15 protein-coding genes are annotated in these 13,594 nt (G+C 69.6%); 2 read left to right on the top strand and 13 right to left on the bottom strand.

Translation table 11 applies throughout. From position 1 onward, the window contains the following. Positions 1-81 precede the first annotated feature (81 nt). Both AXZ95_RS03495 and AXZ95_RS19760 read left to right on the top strand, forming a co-directional pair. Entirely contained in the window at positions 82-936 is an 855-nt protein-coding gene (locus tag AXZ95_RS03495; protein ID WP_026307035.1) for a DUF4397 domain-containing protein, read from the top strand. Beyond that, positions 933-1,607, top strand: a complete 675-nt coding sequence (locus AXZ95_RS19760; RefSeq protein ID WP_231374328.1) for a class F sortase — start codon at positions 933-935, stop codon at positions 1,605-1,607. Before AXZ95_RS03495 ends, AXZ95_RS19760 begins: the two co-directional genes overlap by 4 nt. 31 nt (positions 1,608-1,638) lie before the next feature. On the opposite strand, the gene AXZ95_RS03485 is transcribed toward AXZ95_RS19760, so the two are convergent. The 13 genes from AXZ95_RS03485 to AXZ95_RS03425 form a co-directional block, all read right to left on the bottom strand. Then, positions 1,639-1,980, bottom strand: a complete 342-nt coding sequence (locus AXZ95_RS03485) for a hypothetical protein (RefSeq protein WP_018189618.1) — start codon at positions 1,978-1,980, stop codon at positions 1,639-1,641. Then, complete coding sequence (locus AXZ95_RS03480; RefSeq protein WP_018189617.1) at positions 1,981-2,436, bottom strand: hypothetical protein; 456 nt, start codon at positions 2,434-2,436, stop codon at positions 1,981-1,983. Between the two features lie 54 nt (positions 2,437-2,490). Next, positions 2,491-2,679, bottom strand: coding sequence for a hypothetical protein (locus AXZ95_RS03475; protein ID WP_018189616.1), 189 nt, complete (start codon positions 2,677-2,679; stop codon positions 2,491-2,493). Positions 2,680-2,687: 8 nt separating this feature from the next. Further along, on the bottom strand, positions 2,688-3,101 hold the full coding sequence (locus tag AXZ95_RS03470) for a hypothetical protein (RefSeq protein ID WP_018189615.1): 414 nt from the start codon (positions 3,099-3,101) through the stop codon (positions 2,688-2,690). Positions 3,102-3,117: 16 nt separating this feature from the next. Further along, positions 3,118-3,852: a DUF4397 domain-containing protein gene (locus AXZ95_RS03465; RefSeq protein WP_018189614.1), complete on the bottom strand. Its 735-nt coding sequence runs from the start codon at positions 3,850-3,852 to the stop codon at positions 3,118-3,120. A 158-nt stretch (positions 3,853-4,010) separates the two neighbouring features. Next, positions 4,011-5,966 carry a beta-L-arabinofuranosidase domain-containing protein gene (locus AXZ95_RS03460; protein WP_018189613.1) on the bottom strand — a complete coding sequence of 652 codons (1,956 nt, stop codon included), beginning with the start codon at positions 5,964-5,966 and terminating at the stop codon, positions 4,011-4,013. After that, positions 5,963-7,678 (bottom strand): hypothetical protein, encoded by a 1,716-nt coding sequence (locus AXZ95_RS03455; protein ID WP_018189612.1) that lies wholly within the window; start codon positions 7,676-7,678, stop codon positions 5,963-5,965. Before AXZ95_RS03455 ends, AXZ95_RS03460 begins: the two co-directional genes overlap by 4 nt. 2 nt (positions 7,679-7,680) lie before the next feature. Then, complete coding sequence (locus AXZ95_RS03450; RefSeq protein WP_018189611.1) at positions 7,681-8,499, bottom strand: carbohydrate ABC transporter permease; 819 nt, start codon at positions 8,497-8,499, stop codon at positions 7,681-7,683. Beyond that, on the bottom strand, positions 8,496-9,467 hold the full coding sequence (locus AXZ95_RS03445; RefSeq protein WP_018189610.1) for a sugar ABC transporter permease: 972 nt from the start codon (positions 9,465-9,467) through the stop codon (positions 8,496-8,498). Before AXZ95_RS03445 ends, AXZ95_RS03450 begins: the two co-directional genes overlap by 4 nt. A gap of 37 nt (positions 9,468-9,504) precedes the next feature. Beyond that, positions 9,505-10,755 (bottom strand): extracellular solute-binding protein, encoded by a 1,251-nt coding sequence (locus AXZ95_RS03440; protein WP_018189609.1) that lies wholly within the window; start codon positions 10,753-10,755, stop codon positions 9,505-9,507. Between the two features lie 70 nt (positions 10,756-10,825). After that, positions 10,826-11,833 (bottom strand): LacI family DNA-binding transcriptional regulator, encoded by a 1,008-nt coding sequence (locus AXZ95_RS03435; RefSeq protein WP_018189608.1) that lies wholly within the window; start codon positions 11,831-11,833, stop codon positions 10,826-10,828. 421 nt (positions 11,834-12,254) lie between these two features. Beyond that, on the bottom strand, positions 12,255-13,268 hold the full coding sequence (locus AXZ95_RS03430) for a LacI family DNA-binding transcriptional regulator (RefSeq protein WP_018189607.1): 1,014 nt from the start codon (positions 13,266-13,268) through the stop codon (positions 12,255-12,257). Positions 13,269-13,359: 91 nt separating this feature from the next. Beyond that, complete coding sequence (locus AXZ95_RS03425) at positions 13,360-13,587, bottom strand: hypothetical protein (RefSeq protein WP_018189606.1); 228 nt, start codon at positions 13,585-13,587, stop codon at positions 13,360-13,362. Positions 13,588-13,594: the final 7 nt, after the last annotated feature.

Below are 13,594 nucleotides of genomic sequence, written 5' to 3'. Positions count from 1 at the left end.
GGAGGTGCATCCGATTCGCCCTCCGCCCGGAATGTATGGGCATGCGACGCGATCCCGCGTCCGACATCCCTAGGAGGATCGATGAAGATCAGAGCAGTTTCCGCTTCGGCCGTGGTGATCGCCGCGCTCGCGTTCGCGGTGAGCGCCGCCCCCGCCACGGCTGCCGAGTCGGACGTCCAGCTCTCCGTGATCCACGGAGTGCCCGGCACGCCCGTCGACGTGTGGGTGAACGGCACCGACACGATCAAGAACTTCCAGCCCGGCACGATGGCCGGTCCGCTGACCCTGCCGGCCGGGACCTACAGCGTCTCGATCACCAAGGTGGGCGCCGCCTCGGCGACGGACAGCCCGGTGATCGGCCCCATCGACCTGCCGCTCGCAGCGGGCGGCGACTATTCGGCGGTCGCGCACCTCGACGCGTCGGGCAAGCCGACGGCCACGCTGTTCACCAACGACATGTCCGCCACGTCGGCCGGCCAGGGCCGCCTGACCGTCCGGCACGTCGCGGCAGCTCCCGCGGTCGACGTCGTCGCCGGGGGCAAGACCGTCGTCAGCAACCTGATCAACCCGAACGAGGCGAAGCTCGACCTGCCCGCATCCACCGTCTCCGCTTCGGTGACGGCCGCGGGCACGACCGAGCCCGCCCTGATCGGCCCAGCCGACGTGACGATCGCCGACGGAACGAACACGATCGTCTACGCCTACGGCAGCGCCACCGACAATAACCTGGCGCTGATGGTCCAGACCATCGGCGGTCTGGGGACGCCGCCGAACGGCGTGCAGGCCGGCACGACCGGTGCCGCGTTCCGCGCAGACCAGGCGGCCCGGTCGGAGCAGACCGCGCTGTGGGTCGGCGCCATCGCGCTCCTGCTGACAGCCGCCGTCACGGCCGGTCTCGTCGTCCGCCGCACCCGTGCGGAGTCCACCCGGGGATGAGTCCCCACACCACAGCCCACGCGAGGGCGGCCGCCGTGTTCGGCGCCGCCCTCGCGTTGGTGGTGCTGGCGGGATGCTCGGCGAGCGGGAGCGTGGCGCCGACGCCGACACCGACGCCGACCCCCGCCCCGGCCCGAACGTCGCCGTCGCCCGCCGCGGCGCCAGCTGTGCCTGACATCCCGAGAACACCGATCGACACGCGATCGGCCCCGCCCGTCCCACCGGCGCAGGCGCCCGTGCGAGTGGCCGTCGCGTCGCTCGGCATCGACATGCCGGTGGTGCCGGTCGGCCTCGACCCGACGGGCGACGTCACCATCCCGCCCGAATCGCACACCGCGGGCTGGTACCGCTACTCGTCCGGCGCATCCGCCGCGACGGGCTCGATCGTGCTCGTCGCGCATGTCGACGCCTGGGACGGCATCGGCCCGTTCAGCCGCCTCAAGGATGTGGCGCCCGGCGCAGAGGTCGTGCTCACCGATGGCTCCGGCCCTCGAAGCTTCCGGGTCGACGGCGTCGCCCAGCCGCAGAAGGCGCCCGGGTCGCTGAAGGACTACTTCGTCGAGACCAGCCCGGCCAAGCTCGTACTCATCACGTGCGGCGGCGTCTTCGACGACGCCACGGGCCACTACCGCGACAACGTGATCGTGACGGCGACACCGATCGGGCCGTGACGCGCGGAGGCATCCCACCGAGCGCGCCTGCTCACTTCGTCTGGTTCGGGTGGCGAGTGTGCACCTGCTCGAGATACACCGTTCTCTCGTCGACGTAGAACCAGATGCGGGCGTCGCCCTTCATGGTCGGCTTGTGCTGCCAGCGTGCATGGGTCTCTCCCGCGCGCGTGATGGTTCCGAGCTCACCTTTCAGCGGATAGTTGGTGGGGGTCACCACGAGAGGTGTACGGGTTAGGAAGTCCCACGCGTCTGCAAGCGGGTTGCGGATCGTCGCGCAGAGATCGGTCCAGCCTCTCTGCGCCTGCACGGTGGCGAACTCGATGACGAACTCGGTGCCTTTGGTCGGGCGCACGACCTTCTTTTCGCGCGCCACCTACGGGCGCTCGACCGGGGCGACCGAGTCGAGCCATTCGACCGACGCGGTTCCGAGTCCGGCCGCGATAGCGGTGGCAGTCTCCATCCAGGAATTCAGTTCAGCTTCGGCGAGATGCGCCTGACCCGTCGCGAAAGACGCGCGGGCGGCGTCGAGGAGTCCCCGAGCGCAGCTTTCGCGGTCCTTCAGGTTGAGGGCAAGCATCCACGGCATCGCCTCGGTCAGGCGCTCTGCGAAGGTGCCACGGGTGTCGCTGGCCACCCCGACCAACGTCGCCGCGAGCTGGAGCAACGATTCGCGTGCCTCCGCCTCGCTCTTCGACATGAGCACGAGATCTTCGCCGTCGCGGCGAGTGACTTCGACGGGCTGAGCCTCGGCCGCAGCAAAGACGCGGGTCGAATTCCTGCTCAATTCAGAGGAATGGAAGACCCGCTCGGGTCGCGCGGTGGCTAGCATGATGCCATCCTAGTTCAGAACTACTTCTGAATAAAGGGAACGCGGTTAGAGCGTTCAAGCGCTGAGCTGCTCCCCGGCCGACTCCTCCGCCAGCCGCTCGAAGACGAGGGCGAGCACCGCTCGCTCGCGGCGGCTGAGGCGCGCGACGATCGGGGCCAGCTGCTCGACTGTCGGCGCGGCGGGGAGACGATCGGCGAGGTCGCCGAGGGCGGCCGCGATGTCGTCCGCGGTGGCTGAAGACATGGTTCCTCCTAGTGGTGTGATCTCTGCGCTGCGGATGCTCCGAGCAGCAACCGGGTTCGGCCGCCGTCGGACTGCAGGAAGCCCAGGCGACCGGGGATGCACGAGATGAGCGCGCCCTCCCGGGAGAGGAAGACGCGGTGCACGGCGGACGTGAGCGTCGTGATCTCGTCCTCCACGAGTCCGTCCTTGACCAGGACGCAGGTGTCGGGCGCCCCACGCGCGACGAGCAGAGCGTGCACGTCGCGCTCGGGCAGCGCGCTCACGTCGAGCGCGCTGCCGTCCTTCAGGACGACAGGGCCGGTGAGGCGGCTCCGGAACTCCCGCCGGCCGCGCGTGGTCACGCGGCCGGCGAGCAGCAGGACCCACTGCTGCGAGAAGAACTCGTGCACCGTCGCAGTGATGTGCGCCTCGACGACCCGCACGGCACCCTCCTCGGGATCAGCGATGCAGCATCCACGGGACGTCGAAGAGGCGCCCCTGCCGCAGCGATTGGACGGCGACCGTCAGGGTGCCCGCGCTCGCACTCCCCCAGGCGTAGACGATCGTGTCCGTCTTGGCCGTCACCGGGACCGCTGCCGGGCCGATGACCGGGGTCGTCGTTCCGGCGAGCGCGACCGACGCATCCACCGCGCCCGCCGGCAGCACCAGTGCCGCCTGGTTCGGATTCGTCAGTCCGGTGATCACCGGACTGCCACCCGCGAGGACATCCACCGCCGGAGCAGCCGCGGTGTGCCGTACAACCAACCGGCCGGTGCCGGACGGCGAGACGGACAGGTCGTTCGTGAAGACGCTCGCCGTCGGCGTCCCGGTCGGCGTGAGGTGCGCGGCCACGGTGTAGCTGGTGTTCCGAGCGAACGAGACCGTCACCGGTCCGATGACGGGATTCCGGTCGTTACGCGCATCGGCCGCGGTGATCGCCAGGCGGTAGGTGCCGGAGGGCAGCAGATACGGTCCGGCGAACGTGCCGGGCTGGAAGTCGTTCAGCACCCGCAGGCCGTTCACGTACACATCCACCGGCGTCGCGGGGACGCCGTGGAAGACCGACACCTGCGAGATGCCGAACGGGCGCCAGGTGGATGGATGCGGCGCCGCGTTCGCGGGCGCCGCTACCCCGATCAGGGCAAGCGCTGCGCCGATGGCGACGCCGATCCGCCACTTCCGAGTCCTCGTCATGATGAACCCCTTCGTCTCCGCGGAAGAACCGTGTGTGCTCCCACGGGTTCATTCGGCTGAAGAGGGGCGATCGGATGCACCGGTCCGGAGAAAATCCCGAACCGGGGAGAGAAGGACTCGGCTGCCGGCCCCGATGACTCGCCGGCAGCCGAGCGTCGTCAGCCTGCGGCGGGGATCCACACCCGCATCAGGCTCGGTCCGCGGTTCGCCCAGTGGGCGTAGGGGATGAGGCCCGCCGTGACCGCCTGGCCCGACCGGGCGGTCACGGCGGAGTCGAGGCGGAGGTACGGCCAGTCGTCGGTAGGGTTGCGGTCGGCATCGTCGCGGTCGTCGTTGCGCCCATCTTCCACGATCAGCCGCACGGACGCACCGTCTGCGGTGGAAACCGGCGCAGTTTCCGTGTCGACTCTGAGGCGATCGAACGCTGCCGCCTCGGGGAGATCGACCGACTCGAGGCACAGGACGAGCGGCCCGCGCTCGACGGCGACGGTCCCGCGCACGGCGTCGACCGCGTCGGGCGCGACGGTGAACCGCGGGGAGGTGTCGAGGTCGAGCACCAGCTCGTCGCCCGGAGCGAAGGCGCGGCGCAGACGCAGGGTGTCGCCGTCGACGGGGACGGGTTCGCCGTTCAGGCTCGCGCGCGCCCGGCCGCGAGACCAGGCGGGGATGCGCAGGCTCAGGGTGAACTCGGACGCTTCGGCCACCGAGACGACCACTCGACCCTCCAACGGGTAGCCGGTGCGGACGGCGAGCGCGACGTGCCTGCCGTCCGGGAGGGCCGTGTCCACATCCAGATCCGCGTACTGGTGGAGTTGGACGCCGTCGTCGTCGGCCGTCGCGAAGTACGCGCCCACGCTCGCGAGCGTGCGGGCGACGTTCGTCGGGCAGCAGGACACCTCGAACCAGGGTGCGCGGAGGTTGGCCTCTGCGCGCTCGCTCAGCTCGTCGTCGTGCGTCTCCGACGCCAGCTCGCGCTGGTGCAGAGTGTTGGCGTAGTAGAACGCGCGGCCGTCCTCGCGGGGAGAGACGAGCACCGCGTTGAGGAGCGTCCGCTCGATGAGGTCCGCGTGAGCCGGGTCGGCGGTCTGCAGGAGCAGGCGCCAACTGACCATGACGGAGCCGATGGCGGCGCAGGTCTCGGCGTAGGCGCGATCCGGCGGCAGTTCGTCGTCGGCGCCGAACTCCTCGTTCTGGTGGTGCGAGCCGATCCCGCCCGTGAGATAGGTGCGGTGCGCGACCGTCCGTCGCCACTGGTTCTGCACGGCGGCGAGCAGGCCGTCGTCGCCGGTCTCGACGGCGACATCGGCCGCCCCGGCCGTGAAGTAGGCGGCGCGGACCGCGTGCCCGCGCAGCACGGTCGCCTCGCGGACCGGAACGTCGTCGAGGAAGTAGTCGCTGCCCTGGAACAGGGTCGTGGCGAGGGTCCGGCGGCCGCGGCGCTCCACGAAGATCCGCGCCAGCTCGATGTACCGCTGCTCACCGAGGGCACGCCCCAGCTCGACCAGCGCCGACTCGATCTCCGGGTGACCGCAGATCGCATCCCGGCCGCCCTCGCCGAACTCGCGGGCGACGTGGTCGGCCAGCCGCCGGGCGGTCCGGACGAGCACGTCGTCGGGATGCCCGCTCCTGGCACGCGCGACCGCCGCCTGGAAGAGGTGGCCGAAACAGTACAGTTCGTGGCCCCACTCGAGATCGCTGTACCGCGGACGCTGACCGGGACGCCCGAAGGCGGTGTGCAGGTAGCCGTCAGGCTCCTGCGCCGCCGCCACCCGGGCGACTAAGGCCGAGTAGCGCGCATCGAGCCCGGCATCGGGACGACGGCCGAGCTCCCAGGCCATCGCCTCGAGCAGCTTGTAGACCTCCGAGTCGACGAACTCGATCCCGTCGTGGTGCTCGGCGACCGTGCCCGCGGCGGCACGGTCGAAGTTGCCGATCCAGCCGATCCGCTCCATCCACGTCTCGCAGTGGTCGAGAATGACGGTCGCGTTGAGCTGCTGCTTGTCGGCCCAGAACCCGCCCGAGATGCGGACCTCGTCCGGTCCGAGCGGCCGGAGGAGGCTGCGGAAGGGGACGACCGGTCCCCCGGTCAGCAGGGCGGTCGAGGTGAGGGTCATCGTTCTCCCGACGGTCGGTGGGTGGCGAGCAGCAGGTAGACCGCCGCCGTCCAGGTGTAGGCGCGGTCGCGCAGGCCGTCGCCGGTGAGGGCGTCGAAGTTCTCGGCGAATCCGGAGCGCTCGCAGGCGGCGAGGAAGCCGTCCGCGACCCGGTCGGCCAGCTCGCCGTGCCCGGCGCGGCGCAGGCCGTCGACGATGAGGCGGGTGCTCGGCGCCCAGACCGGCCCGCGCCAGTAGCCGTCGGCGGTGTACTGCGCCGAGTCAGGCAGCTCGGTGGCCGGTCCCCACGGTGTGAGGTGGGCCTCGACCGCGGCGGCGAGCGCGGACGCGATGTCGGCGGGAAGACGGTCTCCGAGCACGATGGGGAGCGACCCGAGCAGGCTCGTGGAGGTGGACGGCCGCCCCGAGGCGACCGACCGGGCGACGAAGTGATCTCCCGCCCACAACTCGTCGAACAGCGCCCGCTCGATCGCGATGCGCTCGTCCTCCCACTCCGCCGGAGACTCTCCGACCTCGACCGCGAGACTGCCCAGCTCCTCCAGCTGCAGGATGAGGAACGCGGCGAGGTCGGGCGACTCGACCACCCGATCCCGGTCGAAGAGCGTGGAGTTGTCCCACCCGCTGTCGTTGCCGTGCTGGTAGTACGGGAGCGCATGACCGGGTGCGCGGCGGCTGTCGAGCCAGAACCGCGTCCAGGCGGAGAGCCTCCGGTACACCAGGCGCAGCGCGCCGTCGTCGAAGGGTGTGGAGACGCGCTCCCGCAGGAGCCGGAACGCCCAGCCGTGGATGGGCGGCTTCACGAAGTTGTAGAGCACCTCGGAGTGCGTGACCGAGTCGGGCAGCGCTCCGCCCGCGTCCTGGTGATCGAAGGGCAGGAGGAACTGGTCGAGGGCGGCCTCCGCATCGAGCGGTGCGAGGGCGAGGGCGTTGAAGCAGTGGTCCCACGACCAGACCTTGTCCATCCAGTGCTTCGACATCAGCACCGCCTCGCGGCCGACGAAGCCGCCGGGCTCGACGGTGGCCGACCAGAGCACGTACGCGGCCTTCACCGCGGTGGGCGTCGCCTCCGCCCCGGCCAGCAGGCCGGAGCAGTACGCCGCGAACTCCGCACGGCGGTGCCGGACCAGGTCGTCGAAGGATGCGGTGGCGTCGAGTGGACGCACACCCGCCTCGGTCTGCTCCAGCCGGACCTCCCACAGGTCGTCGGCGCCGAACGCCACCTCCCGGGCTCCGCTGCCGAGCAGCCCGTCGCCCACGACCTCCGCCGAACCGGCCAGGACCGTGAACCGGTAGCGCCGGCCGGTCTCGTAGCTGGTCAGCGTGATGGCGCCGTCGACGGGATCGGTGAACAGGTACCCGCCGGTGAACGGGGTCAGCTCGTCGGAGGCGGCGAACCGCATCCCGAGCCCCCGGCCGCGGAAGCGTATGGCTCCGGGATGCTCGAACACGGCCTCGACGAGCCCGTCGCCCGACGTCCAGGCGACGCGGGAGGCGGTGGCCTCGACACGGGCCGCGGTGGCGGCGCCGACGACCGGTGTGAGCCGGAGCACGGCGTGCATCCCGGTGACATGGCTGACGAGATGGAGGTCGTCCGAGACCTGGTGCGTGCCGATCACCGGCGAGATGTCCAGCCAGCTGCCCCGGACGGAGAACGGGATCTCCGAGAGGTCGACGGCGACGTCGGTCGACGCGATGGTGTTGAGGTTCGTCACGGTCAGTCCTTCACGGCCCCGGCGGTGACACCGGCGGCGACGTAGCGTTGCGCGAGCACCAGCAGCACGGCGGCGGGCACCGACGCGACCACGGCGGTCGCCATGATGGCGTTCCACTCCTGGTTGTTGTTGCCGATGTACTTGTAGATGCCGAGCGTGATCGTCTGCAGAGCCCCGCCGCTGTTCAGCGTCGACGAGAACACGAAGTCGGACCACGCCCAGAGGAACGCGAACAGCGACACCGTGACGATGGAGTTGCGGCTCACCGGAAGCACGATCGAGCGGAACGTGCGCCAGGTGCTCGCACCGTCGATCTTCGCGGCATTCATCAGCTCGTCGGGGATGCCGGACATGAACGCGCTGAAGATCAGCACGCCGAACGGCACGGCCAGCGTCGAGTCCGCGATGATCAGGCCCCACAGCGTGTTCAGGATGCCGAGGTTCAGGTAGATCGCGTAGAACCCCATCGCCATGATGATCCCGGGGATCATCTGCGCGATGAGCAGCAGGAAGTTGAGGACGCCGCGGCCGCGCGGACGCAGTTTCGCCAGGGAGTACGCGGCCGGAGCCGAGATCGCGACCGTGAGGATCACGGTGCCGATCCCGACGAGCAGGCTCGTGCCGAGGTACGGCAGCTGCTGGTCAAGCACGGCCTGATAGCCCTCGAAGGTGGCGTGGATGGGGAACAGGTCCGGCGGGCTCTTCCGCATCAGGCTGGTCGGAGTCAGCGAGACGTTGATCATCCAATAGACGGGGAAGAGCATCACCAGCGTCAGCACGACACCGACGACGGTCTTCCACCAGGGCCGCTTGCCGTTCATGCGAGGTCCTGCTTCCTCTGGGTGCGGATGTACACGAAGCCGAAGACGAGCGCGAGGATGATCAGCAGGTTGCCGACCGCGGCCGCCGGGCTGAAGTCCGGCAGGGTCGAGGCGAACCCGAGCTGGTACGACCAGGTCGCGAACGTCGTGGACGCCGTTCCGGGCCCGCCGCGCGTCATGATCCAGATGATGTCGAACACCTTGAGCGTGTAGATCAGCCCGAGCAGCAGGGTGATCGCCGACACCGGGCGGAGCAGCGGGAAGGTCACGCGCCAGAAGCGCTGCCAGCCGTTGGCCCCGTCGATCGACGCCGCCTCGTACAGTTCCTGCGGGATGTTCTGCAGGCCCGAGTAGAGGATGACCAGGTTGAAGGGGATGCCGATCCAGATGTTCGCGACGATGACGCTGGTCAGCGCCCAGTCCGGCGAGGTCAGCCAATTGATCCCGGGCAGTCCGAACGCCTCGAGCGCCGCGTTGACCACGCCGGAGTCGCTGTTCAGCATCCACGACCAGGTGGAGGCGGAGACGATCAGCGGAAGCAGCCACGGCACCAGGAAGAGGGCGCGCAGCGTGGCCGAGAGGCGGAAGTTCTGGTGGAAGAACACCGCCAGCGCCAGCCCGATCGTGAACTGGAACGCGATCGAGACGAGAGTGAAGACGGCGGTGTGCCAGAACGCCGGCCCGAAGGTCGGATCCTGCAGCACCTTGATGTAGTTGTCGAGCCCGACGAACGGGGCGTCGCCCATCACGAACGACCGGACGGTGTAGTCGCGGACGCTGAGCTCGACGTTGCGATAGAGCGGCCACGCGTAGAACACGACCAGGTAGATCACGACGGGGGCGAGGAACGCCCACGCCGTCCACGAGCCGCGCCGACGCCGGCGCCGGGGCGCGGGCGGGACGGTGGCTCGCACCGTCCCACCCCCGTCCGTGGCCGTGCCGCGCGACGCTGTCTGAGTTGTCGTCATCGGTGTTTCCTCAGTTGCGTTGCTGGTCGTGCTCGGGTTACTTGGTGGCTGCGGCCGCTGCCGTCTGGGCCGCCTTCAGGGCGTCCGCGGGCGACTGCGCTCCGCTGAGGGCGTTCTGGACCGCGGTCCAGAGCTCCTTGGAGATCTTCGGGTACTTCGTGCCGAGGTCGTCGCTGGTGCGGCCCTTCGCGGCGGCGACGGCGTCGACCCACGGCTGCAGCTCCGGGTTCGCGGCGACCTGATCCTTCTGCGCCGCCTCCGTGGGGGCGATGTAGGAGAGCGTGGTGTCGGTCTTCACGAAGCTCTTCGTGCTGGTGAGGCACTCGGCGATCTTCTTCGAGGTGGCGTAGCGGGCGGTGTCCTTCTGGACGGGGAGCGTCATGAACTCGCCGCCGGTCGGAGCGGGAGCCGCTCCCCCATCCATCGCCGGGATGCTGAGGATGCCGTAGTCGATCCCGGCCTTCTTCACGTTGCCCAGCTGCCAGGTGCCGTTCTCACCGAACGCGAAGTCGCCGGTGGCGAACTCCTGCCACGACGTCGTCTGCGTGTTGTTGATGACCGAGTTGGGGGCGTATCCCTTCTTCACCCAGTCCGTCCACAGCGAGAGCGCCTGCTCGGCCTTGTCCGAGTCCAGCTTCGTCAGGTTGGCGCCGGAGCCCCAGAACCACGGCAGGAACTGGAAGCTGCCCTCCTCGGTCCCGATCGCCGAGAAGGTGATGCCCTTCTTGCCGGCGGCCGTGACCTTGGCGAGGGCGTCGGTGAGCGTCGACCAGTCCTTGATCGAGCTCGCGTCCACACCGGCCGCCGACAGCACGGCCTTGTTGTAGTAGAGCGCCAGGGTGTTGGCCCCGATCGGCACGCCGTACGTCTTCCCGTCCAGCTGACCGGCGGCCAGGATGTTCTTCTGGATGTCGGACGTGTCGAGCTTGTTCTCCGACGTGGTGGTCAGGATGCCGGCCTCGGCCAGCGTCGAGACGACCGGGTTGTCGACGAGCAGCAGGTCGGGGGAGCTGCCCTGCTGGCCGGCGAGCAGCGCCTTGTTGGTCAGGTCGCTGGTGTCGTAGCCGGTGCGCTTCACGGTCACTCCGGCCTCCGTTCCGCACTGCTCGACGAGCTTCGTCCAGTCGGCCGATGCGTCGAACTGCGGGTACGGGTCCCAGAACGTGTAGGTGCCTCCGGCGCTTCCGCTCGAGCCGGAGCCCGAGCCCGAGCAGGCGGCGACGCCGGCGACGACCGCCGCGGCGACGACCGCTGCGCCGAGCAGGCGCGAGGTCTTCTTGGTGATCACAGTATTCCTCCTTGAATCGTGCACTGGGGCGAGTCCGGCCGGGGGCGCTGAGCGTGCTGCGTGGGGCGGTTCATCGGGTGCTCCCACGGTCGGTGATTTCGGGGGCGACGAATCTCGTCACCGCCGGACCGGCGAGATCGGGTGAGGTGATCCGCCGGACGAGCTGCCGGACCGCGGAGCGGCCCAGCTCATCGGGTGAGCTCTCGACTGCCGTGTACGGCAGGGAGAACGCTCGGCCGAAGTCCTTCGCGTAGAGGCTGACGACCGAGAGGTCGTCGGGCGTGCTGACGCCGCGTGCGGTGAGCACCGAGGGCAGCGCCGCGATCGTCGCGTCATTGTGGACGATGAGCGCGGTGGCGGTCGGCCGGGCGTCGAGCATGGCGTTGATGCTCCGGCCGATCTCGGGCTGCCGCGCCTCGCCGTAGTACGGGTGCATCTGCAGGCCGTAACGGGCGGCGCGCTCGAGGGCCGCATCCCGGAACCGCCAGCCGTACGCGCCGCCGCGCTCGAAGACGTGAAGTGGGGGCGATACGACGATGATCTCGCGGTGGCCGCGCGCGTAGAGGTGGTCGACCAGCATGCGGGCGGATTCGCCGAAATCGAGGTCGAAGACGTCGAGGCCCTCGGTGTGCTTCGGGAGGCCGACCAGGGCTCCGGGCTGCGCGGCGTCACGGAGGGTGGCCAGGCGCGGGTCTTCGTGGACGACGTCGAGCAGGACGACGCCGTCGACCATCCCGGAGCTGGTGACCCGGCGCAGGGCGGCGACGCTGTCGAGTTCGGTGACGAGCAGGATGTCGTAGCCGAGCTCGCGGGCCGTGTCGGACACCGGGAGGATGTACTCGAGCATGGCGGGGGCGAACTCGTCGGCGTGGAACTGGGTGAGCAGGCCGATGACCATCGTCTGCGAGGTGGCGAGCGCGCGGGCACCCGCGTTGACGATGAAGCCGAGGTTCGTGATCGCCTCGTCGATGCGGCGGCGGGTGTCCGGGGAGATGGAGCGCTTGCCGGAGAGGGCGTACGAGACGGTGCTCGTGGAGACGCCGGCTGCACGTGCCACGTCGGTGATGGTGACGGCCATCGCGCCCCTCCTTCGCTCCATCGGGAAGTCGTCGGCCCGACTGCTGTCGAACCGCTTCGATGAAGATAGCGCGCTCACGCGTGCTGCACAAGTCGAACCGCTTCGCTCCTGCGCGAATCGCGCCTTTCTCGCTCCGATTCAGCCCGCAGACGGCCCGTTACACCCCCTCTCCGGGCGTGTCCGACCTCGTCACCGAACCGCTTCGACGCATCCCCACCCCGCGAGATTTGGCGCAAATCGCGGGAAACGCGCCCCGATAACCGAGATTTGGCGCAAATCGCGGGTAAGTAGCCCCGATAACCGAGATTTGGCGCAAATCTCGCGCGGGGACGGGCGGAGATTCGGCACGAATGTGCGGAAAGGAGCGCTCAAAACGCACATTCGGCACGAATGAGGGCGGCGCGAATGTGCGCGGCGCGGCTCAGACCGCGCGCGTGCTGCCCCGGTCGACGAACCCCGGCTCGATCAGGCGCACCTGAGGCGGCTCGGCACCCTCGGGATCGGCGATGCGCTCCACGAGGCGGGACACCGCCCACTCCCCCAGAAGCTCCGGACGCGTGTCCACGGAGGTGTACGGCAGCGAGAACGCCGTCCCGAACTCGGCGGAGAACATGCCGACCACGGAGAGGTCGTCCGGCACCGAGATCCCGCGCTCATGCAGCAGCGACGGCAGCGCGGCGATCGTTGCGTCGTTGTGCACGACGAGAGCCGTCGCGGACGGATACCGGTCGAGCGCGGCCGTGACAGCCTGCCCGAGAGCGGGCTGGCGCGACTCCCCCTCCACGATGTGCAGCTGCATGCCGTGGCGCGCTGCCCGCTCCGCCGCCGCATCGCTGAACCGCCAGGCGTACGAGCCGCCGCGCTCCGAGACGTGCCGTGGCGGCGTGACGAGCACGACCTCCCTGTGCCCGAGTCCGTGCAGGTGATCGAGAGCATTCCGTGCCGCCTCGCCGAAGTCGAGGTCGACCGCGTCGAAACCCTCGGCGTTCTTCGCATACCCGATGAGTGCAGCGGGCTGACGCGTCTGCCGAAGCGGCTCCAGCCGCGGGTCGTCGTAAGTGACGTCGAGGAGGACCACTCCATCGACCATGGCCGACGACGTCGTGCGGCGGATGGCCGCATCCACGTCGGGGTCCGTCACCATCAGCAGGTCGAACCCGTGATTACGGGCCGTCGTCGACACCGGCAGCACATACTGCAGCATCGCGGGCGCGAACTCGTCCTCCTGGAACTGGAGGAACAGCCCGAGCACGTTCGTCTGCGACAGCGCTAGGGCGCGGGCGCCGGCGTTAGGCGTGAAGTCGAGCTCCACGATGGCCCGCTGGATGCGCTCCCGCGTCTCCTCGGAGATGGCCCGCTTGCCCGACAGCGCGTACGACACCGTGCTCGGGGTCACCCCCGCGACCCGTGCCACATCCCGGATCGTCGCCGCCATCGCCCCTCCAGCCGTTCGCCGTGTCAATTCTCACACGGGCAGCAGGATCGAACCGATTCGAAAGCCGTCCGGAACGGCGCGCGGCACCGGGTCAGACAATGCCGCCGACCACCGCGTCCCGCCGCAGCTGCGCGTGGGTCGCGTGGAACTTCCCGTCCGGAGTCCACCACGCTTCGTGCCCCGCCGCGTCTGGATCGTTCTCGACCACGGCGGGCCAGTGCTCGCGGATGTTCTTCACGTAGTAGCGGATCTCATCGCCCACCGTGCGCTTCTCGAGCTTGTCGGACGCCTCGAGTTGGTCCTGTGTCGGGTCAGCCATGCGGTCA

The sequence above is a fragment of the Leifsonia sp. 115AMFTsu3.1 genome (assembly GCF_004362795.1).
GTDB lineage: Bacteria > Actinomycetota > Actinomycetes > Actinomycetales > Microbacteriaceae > Leifsonia.
Note: the sequence above shows the minus strand (reverse complement) of the source record. Positions and strands in the feature narration are given on the sequence as shown.

Coding starts and splice junctions, on each gene's coding strand:
- AXZ95_RS03495 (WP_026307035.1), top strand. CDS start 82: ATGAAGATCAGAGCAGTTTCCGCTTCGGCCGTGGTGATCGCCGCGCTC.
- AXZ95_RS19760 (WP_231374328.1), top strand. CDS start 933: ATGAGTCCCCACACCACAGCCCACGCGAGGGCGGCCGCCGTGTTCGGC.
- AXZ95_RS03480 (WP_018189617.1), bottom strand. CDS start 2,436: ATGCTAGCCACCGCGCGACCCGAGCGGGTCTTCCATTCCTCTGAATTG.
- AXZ95_RS03475 (WP_018189616.1), bottom strand. CDS start 2,679: ATGTCTTCAGCCACCGCGGACGACATCGCGGCCGCCCTCGGCGACCTC.
- AXZ95_RS03465 (WP_018189614.1), bottom strand. CDS start 3,852: ATGACGAGGACTCGGAAGTGGCGGATCGGCGTCGCCATCGGCGCAGCG.
- AXZ95_RS03460 (WP_018189613.1), bottom strand. CDS start 5,966: ATGACCCTCACCTCGACCGCCCTGCTGACCGGGGGACCGGTCGTCCCC.
- AXZ95_RS03450 (WP_018189611.1), bottom strand. CDS start 8,499: ATGAACGGCAAGCGGCCCTGGTGGAAGACCGTCGTCGGTGTCGTGCTG.
- AXZ95_RS03445 (WP_018189610.1), bottom strand. CDS start 9,467: ATGACGACAACTCAGACAGCGTCGCGCGGCACGGCCACGGACGGGGGT.
- AXZ95_RS03435 (WP_018189608.1), bottom strand. CDS start 11,833: ATGGCCGTCACCATCACCGACGTGGCACGTGCAGCCGGCGTCTCCACG.
- AXZ95_RS03430 (WP_018189607.1), bottom strand. CDS start 13,268: ATGGCGGCGACGATCCGGGATGTGGCACGGGTCGCGGGGGTGACCCCG.
- AXZ95_RS03425 (WP_018189606.1), bottom strand. CDS start 13,587: ATGGCTGACCCGACACAGGACCAACTCGAGGCGTCCGACAAGCTCGAG.